The following is a 25320-nucleotide window of genomic DNA, read 5'->3' as shown; positions in this document are numbered from 1 at the left end:
TTTCCCCTCCTAAATTCCTGTTAAGGTGTAAGAGCCGACGCCAAGAAAGGAATCATCTCGGTGTCTTCTCGCACTGTCATGTTTATTCGTAACGAATACGTGGATCGACGTAAGCGTAGGATACATCTACTAATAAGTTACATGCTAATACGGCAAAGGCTGATATCAAGGTAATAGTCATAATGACTGGATAGTCCCGTGCATTAATAGACGCCATCATCAATGACCCAATCCCTGGCCAGCGGAATACTTGTTCCGTTACGACTGCCCCACCGATTAAACGGGGAATATCAGACCCAATAACGGTTAAAATCGGCACTAGGGCATTTGGCAAGGTATGACGCTTGATCATTTCCTCTTCTTTTAGCCCTTTAGCAACTGCTGTCCGCATATAGTTTTGTTCGTTAATCCCAATAACGGTTGACCGGACATACCGGGTCATGTTGGCACAATACGACGCTCCCAATACTAAAGTAGGTAATACATAGTAAGAAAGAGCCTGCCAGAAAGTCATATCTCCGGACAAGTTTTCCATCCCACCAATGGGTAACCAACCTAATTCCACAGAAAAGAAATAAATCAATAGCATCCCTAAGAAGAAATTAGGCATAGACACACCGGCAAAAGAAAAAGTCGTCAATAAGTGGTCAATCCAGGTATTTTTATGGTTAGCTGCATAAATCCCTAATGGAATAGCCACAATATAGGCAACAATCAAGGTCCCAAACATCAACTGTAAAGTTGGTAAGAGCGCTTCACCGATTAAACCTGTAACGGCTGTTCTCGTTCTAAATGAGAAACCTAAGTCGCCTGTAAATAGGTTGCTTAACCACCGCCAATATTGGACCACAATTGAATCGTTTAACCCTAAGTTTTCCCGAATCATTTCTATTTGTTCAGGGGTGGCATCCGGTGATTGGTATAAATCGGCAATGTCACCTGGCGCCATTTGAATCATGGCGAAGGCTAAAATGGAGATAATCAACAAGACTGGCACAATTAGTAGTAATCGTTTGCTGAGGTATTTAATCATGAGGCACCACCTTTAAATATTGACTTAAAATAACCAGAAATAGCGACATAGCGTTTAGGATACAAGCTTCATTGGCGACGAATTTACTGTTATGTAAAGGATAGCTAGCTTGACCTTGCTTGTCCTTTTCCAGGAAGTCACAACCGACAGTGAAGAAGGCCCCTGGTGTATCTTCAAGGTAGTAAGCAAAGTCTTCACCGTTCATCATAGCGCCTGTTGCAGCCGTATTTTCGATAACCTCTGTGAAAACGGCTGAGTAGTCGATGGCGGCCACTAAGTCAGTCACGATGCTTGCGGTGTTTTGAATGGCTGGATAACCCTCTTCATAATCCACACTGGCTGATCCACCATGCATGGCTGCTGTCATCTCAGCGATTTGAATGAATTGGTCCTTGATTGTGGCCCGACCTTCTGGCGAAGAGGACCGGACTGTACCGACAAGAGTCGCTGTATCGGCAATAATATTTGGCGCGCCCATACCAGCGTCTACCCCCGCAACAGTCACCACTAACGGTTCAATGGGATTGGACACCCGGGATACTAAAGTTTGTAGGTTAGCGATCGTTTCAGCAGCAATCACCACCGAATCAATAGCTGTATGTGGAGATGATGCGTGACCGCCCCGACCTTGAATTTTGATTTCAAAGGCATCTGAAGCAGCTGACCCATAACCCAGTGAATAACCGACAGTGCCGGCCTCTTTTGAAGGGTCAATATGGAGACCAAATACTGCATCCACACCCGCCAAGTAACCAGCATCTACAATGGCTTTAGCCCCGCCAGGTTTCTTCTCTTCAGCGTGTTGGAAGATGAAGACGACCGTGCCCGCAAATTCATCGCGGTGGGCTTGGATGACTTGAGCCACTCCTAAAAGTGTTGCGGTATGAATATCATGGCCGCAAGCATGCATGACACCTGTATTTTCCGACGCAAAGGGTAAATCTGTTTCTTCCCTAATGGGTAAGGCGTCCATGTCTGCCCTTAAGGCAATGGTTGGACCCGGTTTAGCCCCATGAACCCGTGCGACAATTCCGTAGCCGTCACCCACATTCCGGTCGATATCAAAGATTTTGGCTGACAACAATTCCATATAAACGAAATTGGCTGTTGCTACCTCCTCAAAAGATAATTCAGGGTTTTGGTGTAAATGGCGTCGGACTTGGACAACGTCTGATTCAATAGACGCTGCATGTTTTAACCATTTGGCCAAAAGGGCTGCCGTGGCTTGGCTGACTTCACTTTCGATTCTACTAGTACTCGCTATATCTGCTTTCAACATAGGCTTCAACCTCACTTTCGATGACATAATGATTGACAATAGTTAAGATGGTTTCTAATCCCAACATGAGACATCTTTGGTCAATTTCAAATTTTGGATGGTGATGGGGGTAATTCTCGCCGTCAGGACGGGCACCCGCTGGAATAAAATAGAAAAGTCCCGGGATTTTTTGGACGTAGTAGGCGAAATCTTCCCCACCCATACTAGCTGGCTTTTCATTGACCATGTCTTGGCCAAATCTTTCTTTAAAGATATCAACTACTGTTTGCGTTTCCGTTGGATGGTTGTAGAGGGCTGGATAGCCATCAATGAAATCTATCTTAACTGAAGCACCGTGGGCTGCCGCAATATCTTCAGATAGGGAGAATAAATCTTTTTTTGCAAGGGCACGTAAGTCAGGATTATAAGTCCGAATCGTCCCATTTAAGCTAGCAACGTTGGCCATGACATTGGCCACCCCGTTCCCAGCATGGAAGTTCCCAATTGTCACAACACCAGGATCCATAGGGTTTTTATGGCGGGAGACAATGGACTGTAATTGCTGGATTAAGTACGCAGCTGTTAAAGTCGCATCTACATTTTGGTGGGGAGTGGCTGCGTGACCACCTTTCCCGTGGACTTCGATGGCGAAGGTATCTGAATTGGCGGTCGCAAACCCTTCGTGGTAAGAGATGGTGCCATCAAAGGCTTTTTCGCCTGACACATGAAGGCCGAAGATCTTATCCACATCGTCTAGGGCGCCGGATGCCATAATGGACTTGGCACCACCTGGTTTCACTTCTTCCGCATGTTGGAAAAGGAATACCAATGTTCCAGCAATTTCTTCTTTTAATTGAATCAAGTACTGGGCAGCCGTCAGCAAAATTGTCGTGTGGGCATCGTGACCACAAGCATGCATGACCCCGTCAATTTCTGATTTATAGGGTAAATCAGTTTCTTCTTGAATTTGTAAGGCATCCATGTCGGCCCGAAAGGCAATAGTCGGACCTGGCTTGTCACCTTTAAGTCTGGCGATCACCCCACCGCCACCAACATCTGTTTCAATATCGGTATAGCCAAAATTTTCTAGTTCTTGGCGTATAAACTTTCTGGTCTGGTATTCATGAAAAGATATTTCTGGATGACGGTGTAAATGTTCGAATGTTTCACTGGCATACGCTTGATAATTCAAAGTATGATGATTGGATTCTTGGTTCATCTTCTCCACCCCTAATTTTCTTGTCTGATTATCTATACTGTTATGACGTTATATGTTACATTACTTAACATTCATTGTCATAAGTGTAAGATTTCTTAACTGATGACTAGATTATAGATTGAAAAAAATTTATGTGCAAGCACATTTTTATCATCGAACTCTCATTTTCATTCGTTTTCACGATAAAACCAAGCTTTTGAAAGGTTGAAAAATTTTACCAATTGTTCTAGTCAAAAGGCGAATTTGCTCACAATTGTGACAAGTTATGTTACAAAATGTTACATGTTATTAAGAGTTGACTAGATAGGTTTGCAAGAGTTTTGCCTTTTTACAAACAAAAAAGCACCAAACCAGCCGACTCATGTCAACTAGCTTGGTGCAAAAATTGGAGGTTCGCAGAAAATCGTTCCACTGCACAAACTCATTTTTAAATCTATTATTTAGGCTTGAAATACAGAAACACCGTTTAGGTAAGTTTCTTTTAGGTTTATATCAGCATCAACCACAATAAAGTCTGCCGCACGGCCAGGTGCAATTACGCCAACTTGGTCTTCTAAACCAACAGAGGCTGCTGGCACTTGTGACGCCATCCGCAGGGCATGTTCACTGTCAACAACGCCCCATTCAACCACATTCTTAACCGCTTGAATCAAGGTCAAAACTGACCCGGCTAAATTACCTGACGCCAGTCGCGCTTCACCATCTCTGACAATAACCGGGAATTCACCCAATTGGTAGGTGCCATCCGGCATGCCTGCCGCTGACATAGCATCTGTAATTAAGACCGTTTTGTCCCAGCCTTTGGCTTTCACCAAGGCTTTGGTTGCACCTGGATGGATATGTTTCCCGTCACAAATTACTTCCGCATAGGTATCATCCGTTGCCATCGCTGCCCCAACCATTCCAGGATTGCGGTGGTGTAAACCAGACATGCCGTTATAAGTATGGATGAAAATGTTAGCACCCGCATCTACAACTGCAGTCGCTTCTTCATAGGTAGCAGAAGAGTGTGCTAGGGCTACTCGTACACCTTCTTTCGTGATAGTTTCTGTGAAAGCTTTGGCCGTTTGCCGTTCTGGCGCTAGGGCAATTTTATTGATCAAACCTTTAGCCGCTGACTGCCAGATTTCAAATTGACCCAAGTCAGGATCGCCCATGTAGGCTGGGTTTTGTGCCCCCTTGTGCTCTTCCGTGAACCAGGGTCCTTCAAAGAAGATGCCTAGGATTTTCGCCCCCTCAGCTTCCTCGTAGTGGTCACCAATTTTACCAGCAACTGATGTCAATAAGTCAGCAGAAGAAGTTAAGGTTGTTGGCAAAAAGGCTGTCACACCTGTTGATGGCAGACCTTTAGACATAGTCTGAACCGCCTCAAAATCATCATCCATCACATCTGCCCCGTGAAAACCATGAATATGGGTATCCACTAAACCAGCCGCCACCGTATAGCCCGTGTAATCTTTAACCTCACCTTTTAGGGGTTTCTCTAAAGTTGCATAGCCAAACTTACCGTCATGAACCTCTAAATAAGCTTTTTCTACTACTTCATCCGCTAAGATAATCCGATCTGCATAGATATAATATTTATTTTCTTCTATCAAGACGTCCTACACTTTCTTTCTATATACAATATACATTCACATTATACATTTTCAATTTGATTTGTTGATCCATTATATATTATACGCTACTTGATCCTATCATCCTATGAGAATCAATCGAGTTTCGCATACCGTGAAAAGGTCTCAGAAGCTATGTGTAGAATTAACTTGAAATATTAGATATTAGCTGTACTCAAAAAAAGAGCCACGATATGAACATCGCGACTCTTCTACTAATATTGATTGACCCAACTTGGCCTTGTTAACCTTTGTCAAAAAAGTAGGGCTTATTCAGCTGTTACGGCTTCTACTGATGAGATTTCACCTTCTGTGTAGCCTACTACGAATGAGTCCATTACTGGGCTGTGGTCTTCATCGAATGAGATGTTTCCTGTTACCCCTTCAAAGTCTTGGGTTTCTTCTAGGGCGTCGCGGATGGCTTGTGGGTCTGTTGAACCGGCACGGTCAATGGCGTCAGCTGCTAAGCGGGCTGCGTCATAACCACCCGCTGAGAACAAGTCTGGCTCTGTGTCAAATTCTGCACGGTATCTCTCTGCGAATTCGTTGGCTGCGTCTGAACCGTATTCTCCTGTTACAAAGATGGTTGCATAGTAGAAGTCAGTAACGTTTTCTGCGCCAGCTAGGTTAATAAATTCATCGTTACCTAATCCGTTTGGCCCTAAGATTGCAGCGTCGATGCCCATTTCACGGGCTTGTTTCACGATGGCCCCACCTTCAGGGTAGTAACCAGCGATGAATAATACGTCTGGATTTTGGGCTTTAACGTTGTTTAGGATTGAGCTGAAGTCAGTGTCTCCTGATAAGAATGACTCTTTGATGACAACATCACCTGAGTAGTCCTCCTCAAATTGAGAAGCTAAGTTTTGACCATAATCCGATGAGTTATCTTGTAAAACGGCAGCCGTGCTCCAACCCTTCTCGTCCGCAAAACGACCTAGTGCTTCTGTTTGGTTAGAAATTTGGAAGGCAATTTGGAACACATAGTCAAATACATTTCCTTGTGAATCCAATGTTAAATCATCAACGGTTGCTGAAGGAATAATCATTGGAACTTGTGCGTTTTCAGCTGGTTGAATCGCTGCTTCTGTTGACGCTGCGATATCTGACGCTAGTAATACGGACAAGTTTTCTTCTGCTAACAGACGAGTAGCTTCATTGGCAGACTCTTGAACATTTGACTTATTATCCGTCACTACATAATTGATTTCTTTACCGTCAATACCACCGGCTTCATTAATTTCCTTAAAAGCAAGTGTAGCGCCATCATTGATGTAAGAACCGTAAGCAGATGCTGATCCAGTTAAACCAAAGTCCCCACCGATGTTAATCGCATCAGAATCTTCTGATCCCGCAGAAGAAGAGCTGTTAGCTGTTTGTGTAACTGAACCACAAGCAGCTAAAGTAGCTGCAGATAATAATGTTAAACCAAATTTCTTCAAATTCATATTTTCCTCCTAAAACAAACCCAACCAATAAATACCAACAATACAAACCTTTATCAAGTAGACTAAAAATTTGCTTATACCAATAAAAAAAGCCTCCCTAAATGGGAAGCTTACGTCCCATCTAGTGTTTCAACACAAATAGGACATATGAAATTGGCTGCTGCCGAATTCCCTAAGTCCTAGAATCAATAATAATAATGACAATATGCTTATTATTTTGTGTTGTACTTAACATAATGAGATGCCTCTTTCGTTTTCTAATATATTTTTAATTTATACTAAAAAGGTCAAGATTGCAACACTTAATTAAAGGATAATGATAAAAAAGTGAGAAAAAGCTACCCTGGGAAGAAAAGGAGCCCTAAAATCAGGATAAAAATCACATTTAGTAAGGGGTGACTTTAAATAAATAAGGACCCAGATTTGAACGGTGCGTTTGCATTTTCGTCCCTAGTCTAGGTCCTTTTTCTTATTTTTTATTCACTTTCAACGACTACATCCTCTGACAAGTCTGCCCAGTGGTTGGTTGGTCCGTGTCCATGGCCGACGTCGATTCCGTCTGCGATGGCACCCTGGATAAATTGCTTACCGATAATGATGGCGTCCTTCAAGTCAGTTCCTTTAGCCAATTCGGCTGCGATTGCGGCTGACAAGGTATCCCCAGTCCCATGGGTGTTTTCTGTATTGACCCGTGGACTAGACAGCCATAATTGTTCCCCGTTTTCAAAGAGAACTAAGTCTCTGGCCCGTTCTGCTTTTGAATGGCCCCCTTTGACAATCACGTTTTTAGCCCCGTATCTTTGTATCTTCAGTCCCGCCGCCAACATATCCGCTTCTGATTCGATGGTCATGTCAGCGATGATTTCTGCTTCTGGAATATTTGGTGTGACTAAGGTCGCAAGAGGGAGTAATTTATTTCGAATGGCGTCTACGGCGTCTTGGTCCAACAATTGATGACCACCCTTAGCCACCATGACTGGGTCAACGATTAAAGGTCCAAAGTCTACCTCTTTCAGATTTTTAACCACATTCTCTACATAAGCCCCGTTAAATAACATGCCTGTTTTGACAGCGCCGATTTTGAAGTCCGCTTTCAATGAGGCAAATTGTGCATCGATAAAGTCCAAGGGTACCGGTAAGGCCGATTGGACGCCTAGGGTGTTTTGGGCAGTCAAGGCGACCACAATCGACATACCAAAGGCTTTGCGAGCTTGGAAAGTTTTCAAGTCGGCTTGAATGCCTGCACCCCCACCTGAGTCAGACCCAGCGATTGTCACTACTTGTGGTGTTGAATTTACCATTTAGTCCACCTCCAACATATCTGCTACTTCAGCTTTTAAGTCCCTTACGCGTTGTGTCACCGAATCTGCCAACATAATTTCAGAAACCACCGAAATGCCCGCAATCCCACTTCCGGATAATGTTTTGATATTGTCCAGGTGGATGCCGCCAATTGCGACAACAGGGATGGCTACTTGGCTGGTGATCGTCTGTAAAGTTTCTACTGTCACTAGGCTAGAATCCTTAGTGGTTGTTGGGAAGATGGCCCCGACACCCAAATAGTCCGCCCCTTGTTGGTAGGCTTCTTCTGCCCGCGCTAAGGTTTTGGTTGAGACCCCTAAAATTTTGTCTGGCCCGATGAGTTTCCGAACCACGTCAACCGGCAATTCGTCGTCGCCAATATGGACACCCGCTGCGTCCACCGCTAGCGCTAAGTCCACTCGGTCGTTGATGATCAAAGGCACATCATATCGGTCAGTGATGGCTTTCAATTTTTGGGCTAAGGCGTAAGCATCGCGGCTGGTTGCCGTTTTGTCCCGGAATTGAACCAAAGTAACCCCCGCCTTGACCGCGTCTTCAACCACTTGTAAAAAGGCGTCTTCTTGGTAATCAAAACCCGCTGTGACTAGGTATAAACTGTAATCCATTATAGTTGGCCTCCCTTGATACCTGTTAACCATTCATCGTCTTGTAACAATAGGGATAGGTTATTCAATGTTGCTTGTCTAAAATCGGCTAGGCCTCTTGTTGTTGCGTCTGCTTTTTCACCACATAAATTGAAGTAAGATACTGCTAAAATCACCGCGTCTAGGACGGGTTGACCTGCTCCTAATAAGGCTGTGGTCAAGGCACCGACAATGTCTCCTGTCCCAGTAAAGCGACCAAGATTGTCTACGCCATTTTTCAAGTAGTAAATGCCTGATGCGTCAGCGACCACGTCTACTGGTCCCGTTGCTAGTAGCGTTGTGCCGGCATGGTCTGACACCCATTCTTGCATGGCTTGGCCTAGTTCTACTAAGGCTGCCTCGCTTTGATCATCGGCCCCTGCATCAACGCCTCGTCCTGTTGATCCTAAACCACAGAAGGTCCGCATTTCAGATAAGTTTCCCTTGATGACATCGGGTGTGGATGCACTGATTTCTTGGGCTAAGTCGTTACGCAAGGGACTGGCTGAAACCCCTACTAAATCCAGCACGAAAGGCGTGTCTGTTTCGTCAGCTGTTCTAGCAGCCAATAAAATGTTGCGGATTTTTTCAGGCGATAAACTCCCAATATTGATCAAGGCCCCGTCGTTTTGGTTGAAGAAAACTTCCATCTCATCCGCCTGGTCTGCCATGACTGGTGCCGCCCCCACATATAGTAAGGCGTTGGCCACTGATTCCACCGTCACAGTATTGGTCAAGCACTGGATTAGCGGACTTTTAGCTAATGGGAAGGGGTTATCGTAAGTTGGTAAAGCTTTTAATGTATATAAATCGATTGTCATCTTTTAAATCCTTTCAATATCGCATCTTTTAAATCATTATGGTGAAATATCATCGGTGTTCAATTATCTAGTTATCTTTTGGAAAACAAAAAAGCCCCCTTTCCTGTCAGTATTCGACAAAAGGGGGAAATAGTCGTCCAAATGAATGATAGCAAGGCAAAAAGCCAAATGAATCATATTTTTGACAATATTTACTACATTTTCCTTCGCCAGTATTAACTGTATCAGGTTCCATGGGTATATTCTCAGCTGTCACAGCACCCCAAATGTCTCTATGAATTAACTCTATTCAAACAATCTTTTAAAGGAATGTCAACCCTTTCAATTTGAGGTACTTTTGAACAATAGTTAAAAAAGTTAAGCCTTCGGTCTTATGCTTTACCTACCATAACCATAGATGGCATATCGTCTTTCTAAAGAATGCTATTTTTTACGGACTATTGTAAGCATATGATTGGTATGGGTATAATAAGGGAATGCGATACAAATTCATAGGAGGCCTAAAAGTATGGAAACTTTTAAAAATTACACACAAGTCGACACGGAAGTTCTTAGAGAAATATGGAACGATATTTTGGTGGACGGTGTCGCCTTCCCTGGTTTAGACCTCTATTCAAGCGCCGCCTTTGAGAAGAAACTGGCTGCTTATGACCAAGTTAACGTCTTGTTGGTAGATGATCAGATTGCTGGCTACTACCTAATTAAAGCAAATAATGAAGGTCGGGCAAGTCACGTAGCCAACGGGACTTACGCAGTGAATAAAGCCTTCCGGGGTCAAGGTTTAATCAATGACTTGGTAGCAAAATCCATTGAAACGGCTAAAGCACGCGGTTTTAGAGGAATTCAGTTTAATGCGGTTGTGGCCGAAAACAAGGCTGCTATCCATACTTACGAGAAATTTGGCTTTGAAATTGTGGGTACGATTCCAGGCGGTTTCCAAGTGAAAGACGGTCGTTATGTAGACATGCAAATTATGTTCCTAGATTTAACGAAGTTAAGTGCCTAAATTAGGTCTTAGGACGGATACATCTACCCCTTTTTCCCATTAATATATAGACAGGAGAAAGGATGATGTGCGCAATGAAACAAACATCAAAAATGACCTTGAGCAAGTTCGCCAAAGCCTTATTTAATAAGGAAACACCTACCTACATCAAGGCGATTACTGGATTAGCACTCGCTTATACCGTCTTCCCAGCTGATGTCTTACCAGATATCTTCGGTCCTTTGGGATTTGTGGATGATGCAGCTGTAATTGGTGTCTTGACGACGATTGCCATGTCCTTATTAGATAACTACAACGAAAAACAGGCTACGCAAACAGCCAATACACACACCGACTTTGATCCAAACAAAGTGATCAACTAGATTAAAATACCTACCCCTAAAAGCCGTGAAACCCACTACCCCGGGAATCACGGCTTATTTTTATTGGTTATGGCAAAATAAAAACCACCAACAAGCTAGTATGCACTAAGTCGTTGGTGGTTGTGTTAGATCTATAACATTTTTATTTAAAGTCGCCCCTTGAGAAAACCGTGTAATTCATTACATGGATGAATCAAGTTCTAGGGCGACCGTCATTGTATTCCGTTAATCGATTTTCTATATACTTTTTGACCGTTTCTTTAGACATACTGCCTACTGTTGCCATGAAATAACTAGGTGTCCATAAATGGCCACCCCTTTAACGCTGTTGGTCTAAGTTGTGGTGCCTATTACATCGGCAATAATATCGGTTCAGCTGATGATTTCCCTTATTACCTTGATAGAAAAATGTCTGATCAATTGAAAGCTCAGTTACCCGTTGAACAATATATCACCTCAAATTTTCCGCCCGCTTTTGTCATGACTTCAAGCCATGATTTCTTGAAAGAAAGTGGTATCCAGTTTGGCCAATTTTTAATTTCTAAAGGGAATGAAGTCTACTTTAAAATCTATCGAAACCCTGATGGTTCTGAACTAAATCATGTATTTCACATCGATCAAAAATCATCTATTGCTAGAAAATGTAACCTTGATCAACTTAATTTCTTTAGTCAACATATCCATTAATTACGACTATAGAGTCAGTGAGAACATTTATTATGGTTCACTGACTTTATTTTTGATACTTTTTTCTTCCAAACAATTTAACCAATAAATGGCCGCCCATTTTTCCAAATATCTATCTATAACAACAATTCATATGGCGACAATAGTTTTGCTTTGGTAATCATATGCGCAATTTCTTCCGGTGACTCTTTTCCATCTTTTTTGATCCACAAAGTCATAATCCCCACAATTGATGATAGTAAGATTTCAATCGCATAGTCTTCAGGAACGTCTAGTTTCTCAAACTTAACTCGATTAGACTGCTTCACCTTTATATCAATCAGTTGTCCAATAATAGACTTTAAGGTTTGCATGAAATTGGGATCCCCACCTGGGCTGGCAATCGCTTTTACAAAGTCAAACTCACCTTTAACATAAACTAAGGCTTCTAAAATTTCATCATAAGGAATCAATTCTAAAGATTCTTCGTCTTCTTTTTGACCCGAATCCTTTAAAATAATCGCCTCTAGGTCAAACATCACTTCTTCTTCTAACTTATTCATTAAGTCATACTTGTCTACATAATGCAGATAAAAGGTTCCACGATTGATGGCACATCTTCTGGCAATATCACTCACTGTCATCGCTTCAAATCCCTTTTCATGTACTAAATCAATAAAGGCTGCTTTTATTCTTTCTTTTGTTTCCATCTTCCGGCTCATTGATTATCCTACTTTCTTTGAATAAATTAATTGACAATTTTCGTTATAAAATCAACACTTTTTTGTATTTTGTTTATTGAATCTCTTGCACAATCATTATATACTCTTCAAGTAAATAAATCAACACGTTGTCCATTTACTTGGACAATCATTTTATATTTATAAGGAAGGAAATGAAAATGAGTTACATAGAGGTTATTAATAGTTCTAAACATTATAAAATGGGTGAGAATGTCATCACTGCGAATAATGATGTGAATTTTTCAATTGAAAAAGGTGAATTAGCCATTATTTTAGGGTCATCCGGTGCCGGAAAGTCTACAATGTTAAATATTCTTGGTGGAATGGACACAAATGATGAAGGTCAGGTCATCATTGATGGCAATGACATCTCTTCTTACAACAAAAAGCAATTAACTAAATACCGCCGAGAGGATGTCGGTTTCGTATTTCAATTTTATAATTTAGTGCCTAACTTGACTTCTAAGGAGAATGTAGAGTTGGCTTCTGAAATAGTTAAAGATGCGAGTGATCCTATCGAGGTATTAGAGGGTGTAGGTTTAGGTGAGCGTATCAATAACTTCCCTGCACAATTATCCGGTGGTGAGCAACAACGCGTTTCGATCGCTAGAGCGGTTGCTAAAAAACCAAAAATCTTACTATGTGATGAGCCAACAGGTGCTTTAGACTTTGAAACAGGTAAACAAGTCTTACAAATTTTACAAGATATGAGTCGCAAGAACGGTGCCACTGTAGTTATTGTGACACATAATGCAGCCATTGCACCTATTGCTGATAGAGTTATTCACATGCGTAACGCTACAGTGGAATCCATTGAAGTAAACGATGCACCTGAAAATATCTCAGATATCGAATGGTAGGTGACAAATAAACATGAAAAAGAAAATGTTATGGAAGGATATTCGAAAATCAATCATTAAATCAAAGGGTAGATTTTTCTCTATCATGGGGTTAATGTTGATAGGTTCTTTTGCCTTAATTGGTTTAAAAGTCACTGGACCAAATATGCGAGCAACTGGTAAACATTATTTTGACGAGTTAAACGTTTCAGATATTACTGTAATTGGTTCAATGGGGATTGATGATGATGATGTTGAGATCTTAGATAAAACCTCGGGCTTGGCAGATATTGAATATGGCTATTTAAAAGATGTCACTATTGACGATAGCCATACGGCTATTCGCGTATTCTCAATGGGAGAAGATATCTCTGATTATGAATTAGTGGAAGGTCAATTACCTAAAGCAAGTAATGAAATAGCGATAGATGCAAGCTTTGATGATCAATATCAAATAGGTGATAAAATTTACCTGTCAGAACAGGCAGATGCCTCTGGTGATACCGTTCTAAAAGAAGACACCTATGAAATTGTTGGTTTTATTTATTCTGGTGAAATTTTATCCAATCTAAACCGAGGTGCTTCTACAGCCGGAACTGGCGCCTTAAAGGGTTACGCGATTGTACCTGAATCTGCGTTTGATTCAGATGTCTACATGCTAGCTCGACTACGATTCGATGATTTAATTGATGTCGATCCTTACTCAGACACTTACACTGAAAGACTTCAAGTCCACAAAGATGATTTAGATACTGCCTTAGCAAACCAACCAGAAAATCGTCTTGAAACAATTAAAAATGATTATCAATCGGAAATTGATGATGGCCAAAAACAAATTGATGATGCCAAGAAGAAATTGGCAGATGGACAAGCACAACTAGATGATGCCAAACAACAATTAATTGATGGGCAAGCTGAAATTGAAGATGCACAAAATCAATTAGACACTAAAGTAGCTGACGCCACTGCACAAATTAATGATGGTGCTAATCAAATTGCGAATGCCCATGCTACAATTGATGATAGTCAAGCACAATTAGATGCTGCTAAAGCGCAATTAGCTAATGGGCAAGCTACATTGGACGAAAAGTGGCACCAACTACAAGATGGTAAAGCTAAATTAAGCCAAGTAAAGAAACAGTTAAATGATAGCCAAAGTCAGTTAACTGCCGCAAGAAGCCAATTAGATCAAGGGCAAACGGCGATTGCTAATGGCTATAGTCAATTAGCTGAAAAGAAAGCCCAAATAAATAGTGCCGAGGCAGAAATCGCCAAAGGCAAAGAAACGCTCAATAACAAACAAGCTGAGTATGATAACAAATATAGTGAATATACGAAAAACTTAAATGCTTTAGAGGAAAAACAAGCTGACTATGAAGCAAAAGCCAGTCAAGTAGCAAACGCACAAAATCAACTTGATCAAAACAATCAAGAATTGGCAAATGGAAAAGCAAATTATGAAAAGGGTATCCAAGCTTTAACAAAACAAATCACTAGTCTACAAAATAAACTAGATGCAGGCGATTTAAATGAAGCTGATACTGCTGAGCTACAAGCACAAATTGCTGACCTACAAGAAAAATTAGATGCTAGCCAAAGTGAATATGAATCCTTTATGAATTCAACCTATACTCCTGGAATGGCAAAAATAGAGGCTAGTCAAGCTGAGTTAGATCAACAGAAATCAGCATTAGAAAGTGCTAAAAGTCAACTAAATGCTGGCCAAGTACAATTAAACAGTGCTAAAGCACAATTAGATACTGCTAACAAACAATTAAGTGATGGTAACGCAGCATTATCTAGCAATCAAGCCAAAATTGATGATGGTAAAGCTCAAATTGAAGCAGCAACTGCTAGCTTAAGCGAGAATGAAGCCCTCTTACAAGAAAAAGAAGCGGCATACCAAGATGGCTTATCCAAATACAATGCCGGTATCCAATCTTATAATGACGGTTTAAATACTTACTATGAGGGTCTAGCACAATGGACTGCTGGTGTAGAGACATTAGATAAAAAATCAGCGGAATACCAAGCGAATGTAGATAAGTTAGCCGCAGCAAAAGCGGAATTAGCTGATAAAGAAGCGGAATTAGCCCAAGCAGAATACCAATTAGCAACTGAATCTGCGGATGCTGAAGCCCAAATTGCAGATGCCAAAGAAAGTCTTGCTGAGGGTCAGGCAGAATACGAAGATAAAGCCGCTGAATTCGCTAAAACTAAAGCGGATGCTGAAGATGAGATAGCAGACAAAGAAGATGAACTAGCCGAAGCACAAGAAATGGTGGATAATTTATCCTTACCAACTTATTCCGTAAATAGTCGTCGGGAGATTCCAGGTAGCGAGGGGTATAAAATCTACAGTACCATTTCAAATATTGTAGATTCCCTAGCAAATATCTTCCCAATCTTCTTATACTTCATTGCTGCACTCGTTACCTTTACTACCATGACACGCTTTGTAGACGAAGAACGGACTAAATCAGGTACCTTGAAAGCCCTAGGTTATGATGACCAAGACGTTATTAAGAAATTTACTTTCTACGGTTTAACCGCCAGCTTATCTGGTACTATTTTAGGGATTATCTTAGGACACACCCTACTCCCTTATATTGTTTACAATGCTTATAGTGCAAGCTATACCTTGCCACCCATTGAATTACACTTCCATTGGGCAATTTCCTTGGTTGCCATTCTTTTAGCCTTATTAGCGGCTGTTTTACCAGCCTACTTAGTAGCGAAGAGAGAATTACAAGAACAACCTGCGCAACTGCTTTTACCAAAAGCACCTAGTGCTGGATCTAAGATTTTATTAGAACGAATTACACCAATTTGGAACCGGATGTCCTTCACCCACAAAGTAACAGCAAGAAACATTTTCCGTTATAAACAACGGATGCTAATGACAATCTTTGGTGTTGCCGGCGCTACTGCCTTATTATTCTCAGGGCTTAGCGTACAATCATCTATCGGTGAAATTAACCAACGTCAATTTGGTGAATTAATCCATTACGATATGATTGTAGCAGAAAATGACTATGTCTCTGATCAACAAAATGATGAGATTAAGGATACTTTATCTTCTCAAGACATTGATCAATTCGGTGAAGTAGCATATCAAGAGCTAACAACTGTCGGTGGAAAACAAAACGATACACAAGATATCACTTTAATTTCCCCAGAAAACTTAGATGAATTTTCAGACTATATTCAATTAACTGAACGTGGTTCTGATGAAACGCTAAACTTACCTGATGATGGTGTAGTAATTTCTGAACGACTAGCTACCCTAGTAGACGCTGAAGTGGGTGATACAATTACACTTCAAGATACGAACGGTAAAGACCGTGAAATGAAAGTATCAGGAATTACAGAAATGTATATTGGTCACTTTGTCTTCGCTAGTCCACAAGTTTATGAATCAATTTACGGTGAGGATTACCAATCTAATGCTTATCTAGTCAACTTAAAAGATGATTCAATTAACAACACAGAAAATCAAGCTGCAAAATTCATTGAATTAGACGGTGTTGCCGGTGTAGTACAAAACACTACCCTAATGAATCAAATCGATACAATTGTTCATTCATTGGATAAAATCATGACTGTTCTAATTGTTGTTGCTGGTTTACTAGGTATCGTTATCCTATATAACCTAACGAATATTAATGTTTCTGAACGGATGCGTGAATTATCCACTATCAAAGTGCTTGGTTTCTTTGATAATGAAGTTACCTTATATATTTACCGTGAAACGATTGTTTTAACTGCCCTAGGTATACTAGTAGGTTTCGGTATTGGTGAACTGCTCCACCAATATATTATTCGAATCGTTCCACCTGCTGATGTAATGTTTAACCCTGCACTAGCAGCGACAAGCTTTATTGTTCCAGCTGTTATTATCGGATCAATTACAGCCGTTCTCGCCTATATCATTTATAAACGTCTACAACACGTAGATATGCTAGAAGCATTAAAATCAGTCGATTAATTGGATTATTTATCCTATAAAAAAAGAATCCCCAGAAGTACGCAGACATACGCTTACTTCTGGGGATTTTTTATTGGATACCAAAGTGTATAAGCCTGATTTGACGATAATAAATAAGAATTTAACCACCATAGGTAATGAAAATTACTTATTTTAAATTATTTAATCACCGATTCGATACGCTTCAATTGGTTTTGATAGTTAAGGTAAAGACTGGTAAAGCGGTTGTCATGTTTATCGTCCCATGGTTTGGGGCCACCACAAAAATGCAGGATAGAGGTATTGGCCATAACCCAGTGAATATCGTGTTGGGTAAGACTTTTGGTAAAATACCGCATATATTTACGCGTATCATAATTCCAAATTTCTTCGGGAATTTCCTTCGTATATTTACCATACAGATGGTTGAGAATATCTTGGTCAGGTAAGAAGAGTAACAGATTATATTTTTCAATCATTTGCGCAATATCTGACCATTTGACAATTTCTCTAGCCTTATCTAAATCAATCACCATCACACCAGAATTGTAATAAGCATGGTCAACGTCAAGTCGCACTTGGTTTACTCGGGTAGAAACGTCCGTCAATCCAACATGTGTAGCAGCTGCTAGCATATGGCCTTCTAAATCTGTTTGCCACAGCTCTAATAAAGGATTAACCACCAAAATATCTGGATCTAAATAAATCACCCGTTTCATTTCTTTAGGTAATATTTCACCCGCAAGCAAGCGGAAGTACATTTCTTTTGGGTACCTATCTTCAGTTTTAGCGCTATTCCATCGACTGCCATCAATTTTAATCGGTTCAAAACCAAACTGTAAATAATCCGTTAGCTTCTGCAATTCGCGAATCGTATCCATTGCAATCGATTCGTGAATCAACCAAATGCGGAAAGCTTGGCCTGGATTATTCTGACGAATCGATGTTAATGCCACTTTTAAGGGATTTAAATAGCCTTCATCGATGGTAAATAATAATTCAATCTGTTCGTCCAAGAGCATAACCCTCCAATTTATTTATTTAAAGTCGCCCCTTGAGAAAACCGTGTAATTCATTACATGGATGAATCAAGTTCTAGGGCGACCGTCATTGTATTCCGTTAATTGATTTTCTATATATTCTTTAACAGTTTCTTTAGACATACTACCTACTGTTGCCATGAAATAACTAGGTGTCCATAAATGGCCACCCCATAACATTGCTTTTGTTTCTGGATATGCTTTGAACCATAGACGGGCAGATTTCCCTTTAAGTGTTTTGACGATACTACTTGCGGCATGCTTAGGGTTGAACGAAATCAACATATGGATATGGTCAGGCATTACTTGGAGCGATTGGATGACAATATCGTGTTCATCACAAATATGCGTCAATATATCTTGCATGGCGTTTTGTTTTTCAATGGTTGTAAATATTTCTTTACGATACTTTGTTACCCAAACCAAATGGAAATTAAAATCATAGACATTTGTCCTTGTTTTCACAATCACATGTAAACACCTCTTTAACTACATTATAGCAATTGTTATCGCTATAAACAATAGTCATAGGTATGGATAGTCCGTCATTATTCACTTAAAAATAGACAAAAATCCCTCAAGTTTGGCAACCAATCTTGAGGGGAATTTTTTTAATCAAAGTAGATAGCAGTTTTTTTGTCTAATAAGAATGGTCTATAGTAGGCAAAAGTACTCGCTAATGGTAATAAATGTTCTGGTAACGCTAAACCTAATGCTTCTTTTAGATAATCCTTCCGCTTAGAGATTCTTGACCAAAGTTCTGGTTGTTTAATCTTAATCTCTTCGCGTAGTGCTGCGTCCGCAACCGCAATCGTTGATTCAGCTGAAACACCATTATGGTTCGCTTGTGAAGGTATAAAGTCTAGTTGGAAGATGTAGCCACTTTGAATTGTTGCATCAGAGTCTTTATAAAATGGTGAGCTTAGCCATTCTTCGTCAGCTACTAAATGTCCCGGACACAAGTTCCAACCATAGGTAGTTTGCGGATAAAACTCACTGAACGCTTGGTAGAAATCGCCACCTTTTGTACCAATGTTCAAATTGTCTAACCACCATTTATAAGCTTGGAAATAGGGGTAAACGACTTCTTCTAAGTATCCTGGATCACGTTCAGCAAGCTGACTTTCATCTTTCACTGCATAGCCAGAACGACTAGACAAGCCACCTTTATAGGCTACTGTTAATGCAACTTTATCGCCATCATCTAACGTGTTATCAGTTGGATAAATATTAGCGCCCTTAAAGCGATTACCAAAGGCTGCAATAGTCACAACAGAAGGATATTGACCATCACGATTTAAGCGATTACCTGCCTCTAACTCGCTTTGACCAATGGTTAGTTGGTTCATTGCTTCAAGGACAGCATCAGAAGCAAGGGAAGCTCCATATTCATAACGAGCGATTTCCTCTGCATTGTTTGTTACTCGAGCACCCTCTTTTGGATGCATGTATAGTTGGGTTGCATTCACTACCTTGTCAGAACCGAAAACTTCATGTACACCATCCACAATAAATGCTGGTACTGAATGGTGGTTGTGGAAGTTATTCATATCATTAGACAAAAGCTTCCAGTCTACTAATCCAATTCGTTTAGAATCATCTACTTTAATATCTTTTAAATAGTCAGAGAAAGTTTTCGTGAAATCCATAGGTTGATTTGGTAAAGAGAAGAATGGACAAAGAATGCCTTCGCTTTGTGTACGTGCCATACTAGTCTTATTATAGTTCTCATTACCTAAAATCAGTGTCGACGTCCCGTCTTGGTTGATTACCTGGATAGCTTCTTCAAATCGTGGAATAAAGCCAGTTAAATATTCAAAATTACTACCGTGTTCCTTGTCTGCGTAAATCATCAATGATGAGAAGTCATATTTTCGCATTAACTGAAGGACTTTGTCCTTACGTTGAGCGAAGGTAGCGTCACTTAAGATGATAGGTTTTCCAGAATTATCCTTGGTTGGCGCTAATGTTTGTTTAAATTGAATCGTCATATGAAGTCTCCTTAAGCTTTTTACGCAAATCATCAGAAAGATATAGTAATTGAATGCGCTTTATTGTTCCAACATCCATCTTACCATGATTTAAAATTAAAGCTAGTCTTGTGCTGTTAGAGATATTTTCATATGGATTATTGACCTATTGTTGTTTAATCTCCTTGAATAAATTAATCATTTCAATAGCATTCGTTGCATAAGTAAATCCAAGGTTACCTGCTTTAGTACCAGATCGTTCAATAGCTTGTTCGATATTTTCGACTGTTAAAACGCCAAATATAACAGGCAATTTATGGGTTAAACCTACTTGAGTTACCCCGCTTGAAGCTTGGTTAATAACCACATCAAAGTGACTTGTAGCCCCTCTAATCACAGCACCCAGTGTAATGATTGCATCATATTTCCCTGTTTCAGCCATCGTTGCAGCCGTCAGCGGGATTTCATAAGCGCCCGGTACCCAAGCAACATCGATATTTTCTGTCAAAACACCTGAACGTGTAAGGCCATCTTCACAACCACTTAGTAAGCTTTTAGTTAAAAAATCATTGAATCGTGCAATGACAATCCCAATTTTAACATCTTCTCCGTTGTACAATTTTCCTTGAATAATATTCATCCTATTTTCCTCCATATTTTATTTAAAGTCGCCCCTTGAGAAAACCGTGTAATTCATTACATGGATGAATCAAGTTCTAGGGCGACCGTCATTGTATTCCGTTAATTGATTTTCTATATATTCTTTAACAGTTTCTTTAGACATACTGCCTACTGTTGCCATGAAATAACTAGGTGTCCATAAATGGCCACCCCATAACATTGCTTTTGTTTCTGGATATGCTTTGAACCATAGACGTGCAGATTTCCCTTTAAGTGTTTTGACGATACTACTTGCGGCATGTTTAGGCTTGAACGAAATCAACATATGGATATGGTCAGGCATTACTTGGAGCGATTGGATGACAATATCGTGCTCATCACAAATATGCGTCAATATATCTTGCATGGCGTTTTTTTCAATGGTCGTAAATATTTCTTTACGATACTTTGTTACCCAAACCAAATGGAAATTAAAATCATAGACATTTGTCCTTGTTTTCACTATCATATGTAAACACCTCTTTGACTACATTATAGCAATTGTTATCGCTATAAACAAGTATCATAGGTATGGTATAATATATCTATAAATGCAAGGGGGGTGAAAACATGTATCAAGGAATTGAGTGTAAAATCTATCCTAACGAAAAACAGCGTCAGTTAATTCATATGACCTTTGGTCATACCCGATTCATCTGGAACGAAATGTTGGCCATGTTGAATGCGCGGTACGAAAACAATCCCGACCTTCAAATGCTATCTTATAATGCGTTATCCTCTCTTATTCCACAAATGAAGAAGGAATATCCCTGGTTGCGTGAAGTTGATAGCGTAGCTGTTCAATGTAGTGTTAAACGCTTATCCGAAACTTTTGTTCGTTTTTTTAAAGCTTATTCAAGATACCCAAAATTCAAATCAAAGAAGAACACCAGACAGTCGTATTTAAGTACCATACGTGGCAACAACATTCGTTTTAATGATAATCAGCGGTATATCAAATTACCCAAATTAGGTTGGATAAAATGTAAGTCAAGTGTGCTTCATATTGAGAATGAACGCATAAAATCTGTCACCGTTAAATATACACCTAGTGGCGACTACTATATCTCCATTTTGGTCACAAGCGATAATCAAGCAATGCCCAAAACAGGAAATGTAGTCGGTGTCGATTTAGGTGTAAGTGATTTAGCTATTACGTCTGATGGTCAAAAATATCAAAGTCAGCGACTACATTTGTCTTATAAGAAGCAATTACATTATTGGGAAAAGCGAATGGCCCGTAGACGTTTACAAGCCAAAAAGAACGGTGTGAATTTAGTGGATGCGAAAAACTACCAGCAAGCCAAACGCCAAGTGGCCCGTATTCATCAACGTATCAAACATATCCGCAAGGATTACATTCATAAAATCACAACCGATATGGTTAAAAGTTATGACGTTATCGTTCTAGAGGATTTAAAGACGACTAATATGATGAAAAATCATCAATTAGCCCGTTCAATCGCTGGCCAATCCTGGCGGATGTTTAGAACAATCCTAGAGGCAAAGTGCGAAATGTACGATAAGACATTTGTAGCTATTAATCCGTACAAGACATCCCAAAAATGTTCTAATTGCGGATATGATAGCGGTAAAAAAGCGTTAAATATACGTCATTGGACTTGTATGAAGTGTAATATGCATCACGATAGAGATATCAACGCTGCTAAAAATATATTAAATATTGGCCTGGAACAGGCCTTAGTTAAATAGCTTAGACCGCTGTTTTGCTTTGAAATAAGTGGAACAAGTCATGAGTGTTCCTAGAAACACGCCATTTTAATGGCGTTGTAGTTCATAAGTCTAATAAGTGTCCCATTTTTACTTTTTTAGTGATTAAGTAGTTTTCATCATCCGGATTAGCAGTCATTTCAATACTCACACGGTTCGCTACTTGGATACCAGATGCTTCTAATTGTGCGATTTTATCTGGGTTGTTGGTCATAAGGTCAATGGATGTCACACCCAGTTCCTCCAACATTTGTGCAGCCGTATGGTATTCCCTTAAATCATCTGGGAATCCTAGGGCATGGTTTGCTTCTACAGTATCCAGTCCTTCTTCTTGTAACTGGTAAGCTTTTATTTTATTGATTAAGCCAATCCCGCGGCCCTCTTGTCTTAAATATAATAAAACACCTTGGCCAGCTTCGTTGATTTTCCGCAGGGCCTCATGTAATTGCTCTCCGCAGTCACACCGGTTAGATCCTAGCACATCCCCTGTTAAACATTCCGAGTGGAGTCTGGTGAGGACATTCTTTTTGCCGGAAATATCGCCTTTCACTAGGGCTACATGTTCTTGATTATCGATGTCATTAACGAAAGTATGGATGGTAAATTCGCCGAATTTGGTCGGCATCTTGGCTGTCGATTCGTGGTGGGTATGGGTTTCGGTGGCTCTACGGTAGTCTTGCAGGTCTTTAATGGTGATAACTGGCATCTGCCATTTCTCTGCTTGCTCAAGCAATTCGGCTTGACGCATCATCGTACCGTCTTCGCGCATAATTTCTACACAAACACCCACTGGATTCAGTCCAGCTAATTTCATCAAATCAACCGTTGCTTCTGTATGACCATTTCGTTCCAAGACACCATTTTCTTTTGCTACCAATGGGAAAACATGTCCCGGACGGTTAAAGTCGCTGGGTTGGCTATTTGGATTTGCTGCTTCACGCATGGTTAACCCGCGTTCAACTGCGGATACACCTGTGCTTGTCTCTTTATGGTCAATAGATACCGTAAATGCGGTTGTATGTGGGTCTGTATTATCATTCACCATTGGCAATAAATTCAAACGACTAGCTACTTCCTGACTCATTGGCTGACAAATCAACCCTTTAGCGTGAGTGGCCATAAAGTTGATGTTTTCAGTTGTTGCAAACTCAGCTGCACAAATTAAGTCTCCTTCATTTTCTCTATTCTCATCATCCAAAACCATAATGATTTGGCCTGCTTGTAATGCTGCTAATGCGTCTTCGATTGTTGAAAAATCCATCTATACCCGCTCCTTCACTGTAAATTGCTCAATATACTTACCAACAATATCATTTTCTAAATTCACGATAGTGCCTACTTGATAGGTTGAAAAAATTGTTTGTTCACTGGTGTGAGGAATGATTGATACTTTAAATGTATCTCCTTCAACGCCAGCAACTGTTAAACTTGTGCCATCGATAGCAATAGACCCCTTCATGATGATATAGCGCATTAATGGTTTACTTGTTTGAACCGTGTACCAATTAGCGATACCATCCGCCTCAATTGCGGTGATTTTACCAATACCATCAATATGGCCACTTACAATATGACCACCGAATCTTGCATTTGCCTTCATCGCCCGTTCCAGATTCACGCGGCTATTGTTCGCAATTCCTTCTAAAGACGTTTTCGCAATCGTTTCTGGCATCACTTCAACTTGGAAATTCGTATCAGCGTAATTCGTCACGGTAAGACAAATGCCGTTCACACTAATCGAGTCACCTAGATTGACATCGGATACTATTTTTCTTGAGGCAATGGTTAAAAGAAGTCCTGCATGATTGTTGATGGCCTCGATACTTTCAATACGGCCAATATCTTCGATAATTCCTGTAAACATTTAATCCACCCTACTTTCTATCAAAAGGTCTTTACCTAATGACGTGATTGCCTGAACATTACTTGTAAGTGCTTGGTCCATCTGTGGAAAACCAAAACCACTGATAGGACTATACTGGTCAAAACCACCAATTACTTTGGGCCCAATATAAGTGTGAATTTCCTGGATTAAACCAGCTTCAAGTAACGAAGCATTTAGTTTTGATCCACCTTCAACATAAATACTTTGAATACCTTGTTGGCCCAGTTGTGTGATTAAATCAAGTAAATCTACTTTGTTATCCTTTTCCTTCACAACCAATAGCTGACAACCGGCTGCTTGATAGGCTTGGTGATCTTCTGGGTTCTGATTAATTGTCGCAATAATTGTGGGCGTTTCCTTCGCTGTCGCCACTAATTGGCTGTTTAAGGGGAGCTTCAAGCTAGTATCACAAACAATACGGATAGGATTAATCCCCTCAAAATCGTCAATTCGAACAGTTAAGGCTGGGTCATCAGCAAGTACAGTCCCTATGCCAACCATAATGGATTGGTTCCTGTGGCGTTGGTAATGCACATGCTCTCGTGCAATTTTGTCCGTTATCCACTGGGAATCCCCAGTGTAAGCAGCTGTTCGACCATCTAGGGTCATGGCGTATTTCATGGTGACATAGGGGCGTTGATGAGTCATAAAATAATTGAATTTACGGTTAAGGTCTTCACTTTCTTCAGCCAAAAGACCCGTTTCCACTTCTATATGGTGGTTTCTTAATTCCTGGATCCCTTTTCCAGCAACTAATGGATTCGGATCAATTGCAGCAACTACCACTTTTTCAATACCCCCTTCGATAATAGCTTGCGTACAAGGCGGCGTTTTACCAAAATGACAGCAGGGTTCCAGCGTGACGTACATAGTTGCCCCTTTTACATCATGCCCTTGTTCGTTGGCATCCTTTAAGGCTTCTCTTTCCGCATGCAAACCACCATACTGCTGATGATAGCCTCGACCGATGATTTGGCTATTCTTTACGATAACTGCACCAACCATAGGATTAGACCTTGTCCAACCCTGTCCTAATTCGGCTAGGTCAAGTGCTTCTTGCATATAGTCTTTCATTCACTCATCCTTTCTCTAAACAACAAATAATCCAGT

At 40.4% G+C, this 25320-nt stretch carries 23 protein-coding genes, 1 pseudogene and 1 riboswitch; of the genes and pseudogenes, 6 read left to right on the top strand and 18 right to left on the bottom strand.

Going from position 1 to position 25320, the window contains the following annotated elements; translation table 11 throughout:
- Positions 1-82: 82 nt before the first annotated feature.
- The 8 genes from AWM76_RS02355 to thiM form a co-directional block, all read right to left on the bottom strand.
- The gene (locus tag AWM76_RS02355) at positions 83-1033 is read right to left on the bottom strand and encodes an ABC transporter permease (RefSeq protein WP_003142184.1); all 951 of its coding nucleotides are present in this window, start codon (positions 1031-1033) and stop codon (positions 83-85) included.
- Positions 1026-2312, bottom strand: a complete 1287-nt coding sequence (locus AWM76_RS02350; RefSeq protein ID WP_003142185.1) for a M20 metallopeptidase family protein — start codon at positions 2310-2312, stop codon at positions 1026-1028. The genes AWM76_RS02355 and AWM76_RS02350 overlap by 8 nt, the downstream gene beginning before the upstream one ends.
- Positions 2284-3510, bottom strand: a complete 1227-nt coding sequence (locus tag AWM76_RS02345) for a M20 metallopeptidase family protein (RefSeq protein ID WP_003142187.1) — start codon at positions 3508-3510, stop codon at positions 2284-2286. Before AWM76_RS02345 ends, AWM76_RS02350 begins: the two co-directional genes overlap by 29 nt.
- A 440-nt stretch (positions 3511-3950) precedes the next feature.
- Positions 3951-5108: an N-acetylglucosamine-6-phosphate deacetylase gene (gene nagA / locus AWM76_RS02340; RefSeq protein WP_003142188.1), complete on the bottom strand. Its 1158-nt coding sequence runs from the start codon at positions 5106-5108 to the stop codon at positions 3951-3953.
- 287 nt (positions 5109-5395) lie between these two features.
- Entirely contained in the window at positions 5396-6574 is a 1179-nt protein-coding gene (locus AWM76_RS02335) for an ABC transporter substrate-binding protein (RefSeq protein WP_003142191.1), read from the bottom strand.
- A gap of 476 nt (positions 6575-7050) precedes the next feature.
- Positions 7051-7875 (bottom strand): bifunctional hydroxymethylpyrimidine kinase/phosphomethylpyrimidine kinase, encoded by an 825-nt coding sequence (gene thiD / locus AWM76_RS02330; protein ID WP_003142193.1) that lies wholly within the window; start codon positions 7873-7875, stop codon positions 7051-7053.
- Entirely contained in the window at positions 7876-8502 is a 627-nt protein-coding gene (gene thiE, locus AWM76_RS02325) for a thiamine phosphate synthase (protein ID WP_039935308.1), read from the bottom strand. It lies immediately after the preceding gene.
- Positions 8502-9341: a hydroxyethylthiazole kinase gene (thiM, locus tag AWM76_RS02320; protein ID WP_003142195.1), complete on the bottom strand. Its 840-nt coding sequence runs from the start codon at positions 9339-9341 to the stop codon at positions 8502-8504. Before thiM ends, thiE begins: the two co-directional genes overlap by 1 nt.
- Positions 9342-9525: 184 nt before the next feature.
- Positions 9526-9616: riboswitch (TPP riboswitch) on the bottom strand.
- 233 nt (positions 9617-9849) lie between these two features.
- Between thiM and AWM76_RS02315 the strand changes: the two genes are divergently transcribed.
- Positions 9850-10347, top strand: coding sequence for a GNAT family N-acetyltransferase (locus tag AWM76_RS02315; RefSeq protein ID WP_003142197.1), 498 nt, complete (start codon positions 9850-9852; stop codon positions 10345-10347).
- Positions 10348-10421: 74 nt separating this feature from the next.
- Positions 10422-10709, top strand: a complete 288-nt coding sequence (locus AWM76_RS02310) for a YkvA family protein (RefSeq protein ID WP_106427291.1) — start codon at positions 10422-10424, stop codon at positions 10707-10709.
- Positions 10710-10902: 193 nt separating this feature from the next.
- Here AWM76_RS02310 and AWM76_RS10340 read toward each other — a convergent pair.
- A pseudogene (locus tag AWM76_RS10340) lies at positions 10903-11025 on the bottom strand (transposase); the annotation flags it as partial.
- On the opposite strand from AWM76_RS10340, the gene AWM76_RS02305 reads away from it, so the two are divergent.
- Positions 11007-11396, top strand: coding sequence for a hypothetical protein (locus tag AWM76_RS02305; protein ID WP_174901032.1), 390 nt, complete (start codon positions 11007-11009; stop codon positions 11394-11396). The pseudogene AWM76_RS10340 and the gene AWM76_RS02305 overlap by 19 nt on opposite strands.
- A gap of 116 nt (positions 11397-11512) precedes the next feature.
- Here AWM76_RS02305 and AWM76_RS02300 read toward each other — a convergent pair whose 3' ends face one another.
- Positions 11513-12097, bottom strand: a complete 585-nt coding sequence (locus AWM76_RS02300) for a TetR/AcrR family transcriptional regulator (protein ID WP_003143683.1) — start codon at positions 12095-12097, stop codon at positions 11513-11515.
- A 179-nt stretch (positions 12098-12276) separates the two neighbouring features.
- Here AWM76_RS02300 and AWM76_RS02295 point away from each other — a divergent pair, with 179 nt between their 5' ends.
- A complete protein-coding gene (locus AWM76_RS02295) occupies positions 12277-12978 on the top strand; it encodes an ABC transporter ATP-binding protein (protein WP_039936019.1) in 702 nt (233 codons plus the stop codon).
- Positions 12979-12991: 13 nt separating this feature from the next.
- On the top strand, positions 12992-16945 hold the full coding sequence (locus tag AWM76_RS02290) for an FtsX-like permease family protein (protein ID WP_003143680.1): 3954 nt from the start codon (positions 12992-12994) through the stop codon (positions 16943-16945).
- Positions 16946-17103: 158 nt separating this feature from the next.
- On the opposite strand, the gene AWM76_RS02285 is transcribed toward AWM76_RS02290, so the two are convergent.
- From AWM76_RS02285 to tnpA (AWM76_RS02265), 5 genes are all read right to left on the bottom strand, one after another.
- The gene (locus AWM76_RS02285) at positions 17104-17946 is read right to left on the bottom strand and encodes a glycosyltransferase family 8 protein (protein WP_081453847.1); all 843 of its coding nucleotides are present in this window, start codon (positions 17944-17946) and stop codon (positions 17104-17106) included.
- Positions 17947-18012: 66 nt separating this feature from the next.
- Positions 18013-18435 carry an IS200/IS605 family transposase gene (gene tnpA / locus AWM76_RS02280; RefSeq protein ID WP_060779321.1) on the bottom strand — a complete coding sequence of 141 codons (423 nt, stop codon included), beginning with the start codon at positions 18433-18435 and terminating at the stop codon, positions 18013-18015.
- A gap of 140 nt (positions 18436-18575) precedes the next feature.
- Positions 18576-19955 carry a M24 family metallopeptidase gene (locus tag AWM76_RS02275; protein WP_003141824.1) on the bottom strand — a complete coding sequence of 460 codons (1380 nt, stop codon included), beginning with the start codon at positions 19953-19955 and terminating at the stop codon, positions 18576-18578.
- A 145-nt stretch (positions 19956-20100) separates the two neighbouring features.
- Positions 20101-20574 carry a 6,7-dimethyl-8-ribityllumazine synthase gene (ribH, locus tag AWM76_RS02270; protein WP_039935099.1) on the bottom strand — a complete coding sequence of 158 codons (474 nt, stop codon included), beginning with the start codon at positions 20572-20574 and terminating at the stop codon, positions 20101-20103.
- A gap of 69 nt (positions 20575-20643) precedes the next feature.
- Positions 20644-21063 (bottom strand): IS200/IS605 family transposase, encoded by a 420-nt coding sequence (gene tnpA, locus AWM76_RS02265; protein WP_060779320.1) that lies wholly within the window; start codon positions 21061-21063, stop codon positions 20644-20646.
- Between the two features lie 101 nt (positions 21064-21164).
- On the opposite strand from tnpA (AWM76_RS02265), the gene AWM76_RS02260 reads away from it, so the two are divergent.
- Positions 21165-22307, top strand: coding sequence for an RNA-guided endonuclease TnpB family protein (locus AWM76_RS02260; protein WP_060779319.1), 1143 nt, complete (start codon positions 21165-21167; stop codon positions 22305-22307).
- Positions 22308-22389: 82 nt separating this feature from the next.
- On the opposite strand, the gene AWM76_RS02255 is transcribed toward AWM76_RS02260, so the two are convergent.
- Genes AWM76_RS02255 through ribD form a run of 3 tightly spaced genes read right to left on the bottom strand, consistent with a single transcriptional unit; the run spans position 22390 to position 25284 of the window.
- On the bottom strand, positions 22390-23586 hold the full coding sequence (locus tag AWM76_RS02255) for a bifunctional 3,4-dihydroxy-2-butanone-4-phosphate synthase/GTP cyclohydrolase II (RefSeq protein WP_060779318.1): 1197 nt from the start codon (positions 23584-23586) through the stop codon (positions 22390-22392).
- Positions 23587-24189, bottom strand: a complete 603-nt coding sequence (locus tag AWM76_RS02250; RefSeq protein WP_004262717.1) for a riboflavin synthase — start codon at positions 24187-24189, stop codon at positions 23587-23589.
- A complete protein-coding gene (gene ribD, locus AWM76_RS02245; RefSeq protein ID WP_004262713.1) occupies positions 24190-25284 on the bottom strand; it encodes a bifunctional diaminohydroxyphosphoribosylaminopyrimidine deaminase/5-amino-6-(5-phosphoribosylamino)uracil reductase RibD in 1095 nt (364 codons plus the stop codon).
- Positions 25285-25320 lie beyond the last annotated feature (36 nt).

It is taken from the genome of Aerococcus viridans (assembly GCF_001543285.1).
Classification (GTDB): domain Bacteria; phylum Bacillota; class Bacilli; order Lactobacillales; family Aerococcaceae; genus Aerococcus; species Aerococcus viridans.
This window is presented reverse-complemented; position numbering and strand designations above follow the sequence as displayed.

Coding starts and splice junctions, on each gene's coding strand:
- AWM76_RS02250 (WP_004262717.1), bottom strand. CDS start 24,189: ATGTTTACAGGAATTATCGAAGATATTGGCCGTATTGAAAGTATCGAG.
- AWM76_RS02275 (WP_003141824.1), bottom strand. CDS start 19,955: ATGACGATTCAATTTAAACAAACATTAGCGCCAACCAAGGATAATTCT.
- AWM76_RS02335 (WP_003142191.1), bottom strand. CDS start 6,574: ATGAATTTGAAGAAATTTGGTTTAACATTATTATCTGCAGCTACTTTA.
- AWM76_RS02290 (WP_003143680.1), top strand. CDS start 12,992: ATGAAAAAGAAAATGTTATGGAAGGATATTCGAAAATCAATCATTAAA.
- AWM76_RS02350 (WP_003142185.1), bottom strand. CDS start 2,312: ATGTTGAAAGCAGATATAGCGAGTACTAGTAGAATCGAAAGTGAAGTC.
- AWM76_RS02345 (WP_003142187.1), bottom strand. CDS start 3,510: ATGAACCAAGAATCCAATCATCATACTTTGAATTATCAAGCGTATGCC.
- AWM76_RS02260 (WP_060779319.1), top strand. CDS start 21,165: ATGTATCAAGGAATTGAGTGTAAAATCTATCCTAACGAAAAACAGCGT.
- AWM76_RS02315 (WP_003142197.1), top strand. CDS start 9,850: ATGGAAACTTTTAAAAATTACACACAAGTCGACACGGAAGTTCTTAGA.
- AWM76_RS02295 (WP_039936019.1), top strand. CDS start 12,277: ATGAGTTACATAGAGGTTATTAATAGTTCTAAACATTATAAAATGGGT.
- thiD (WP_003142193.1), bottom strand. CDS start 7,875: ATGGTAAATTCAACACCACAAGTAGTGACAATCGCTGGGTCTGACTCA.
- thiM (WP_003142195.1), bottom strand. CDS start 9,341: ATGACAATCGATTTATATACATTAAAAGCTTTACCAACTTACGATAAC.
- ribD (WP_004262713.1), bottom strand. CDS start 25,284: ATGAAAGACTATATGCAAGAAGCACTTGACCTAGCCGAATTAGGACAG.
- AWM76_RS02355 (WP_003142184.1), bottom strand. CDS start 1,033: ATGATTAAATACCTCAGCAAACGATTACTACTAATTGTGCCAGTCTTG.
- tnpA (WP_060779320.1), bottom strand. CDS start 21,063: ATGATAGTGAAAACAAGGACAAATGTCTATGATTTTAATTTCCATTTG.
- ribH (WP_039935099.1), bottom strand. CDS start 20,574: ATGAATATTATTCAAGGAAAATTGTACAACGGAGAAGATGTTAAAATT.
- AWM76_RS02300 (WP_003143683.1), bottom strand. CDS start 12,097: ATGAGCCGGAAGATGGAAACAAAAGAAAGAATAAAAGCAGCCTTTATT.
- thiE (WP_039935308.1), bottom strand. CDS start 8,502: ATGGATTACAGTTTATACCTAGTCACAGCGGGTTTTGATTACCAAGAA.
- AWM76_RS02310 (WP_106427291.1), top strand. CDS start 10,422: ATGAAACAAACATCAAAAATGACCTTGAGCAAGTTCGCCAAAGCCTTA.
- AWM76_RS02255 (WP_060779318.1), bottom strand. CDS start 23,586: ATGGATTTTTCAACAATCGAAGACGCATTAGCAGCATTACAAGCAGGC.
- AWM76_RS02285 (WP_081453847.1), bottom strand. CDS start 17,946: ATGCTCTTGGACGAACAGATTGAATTATTATTTACCATCGATGAAGGC.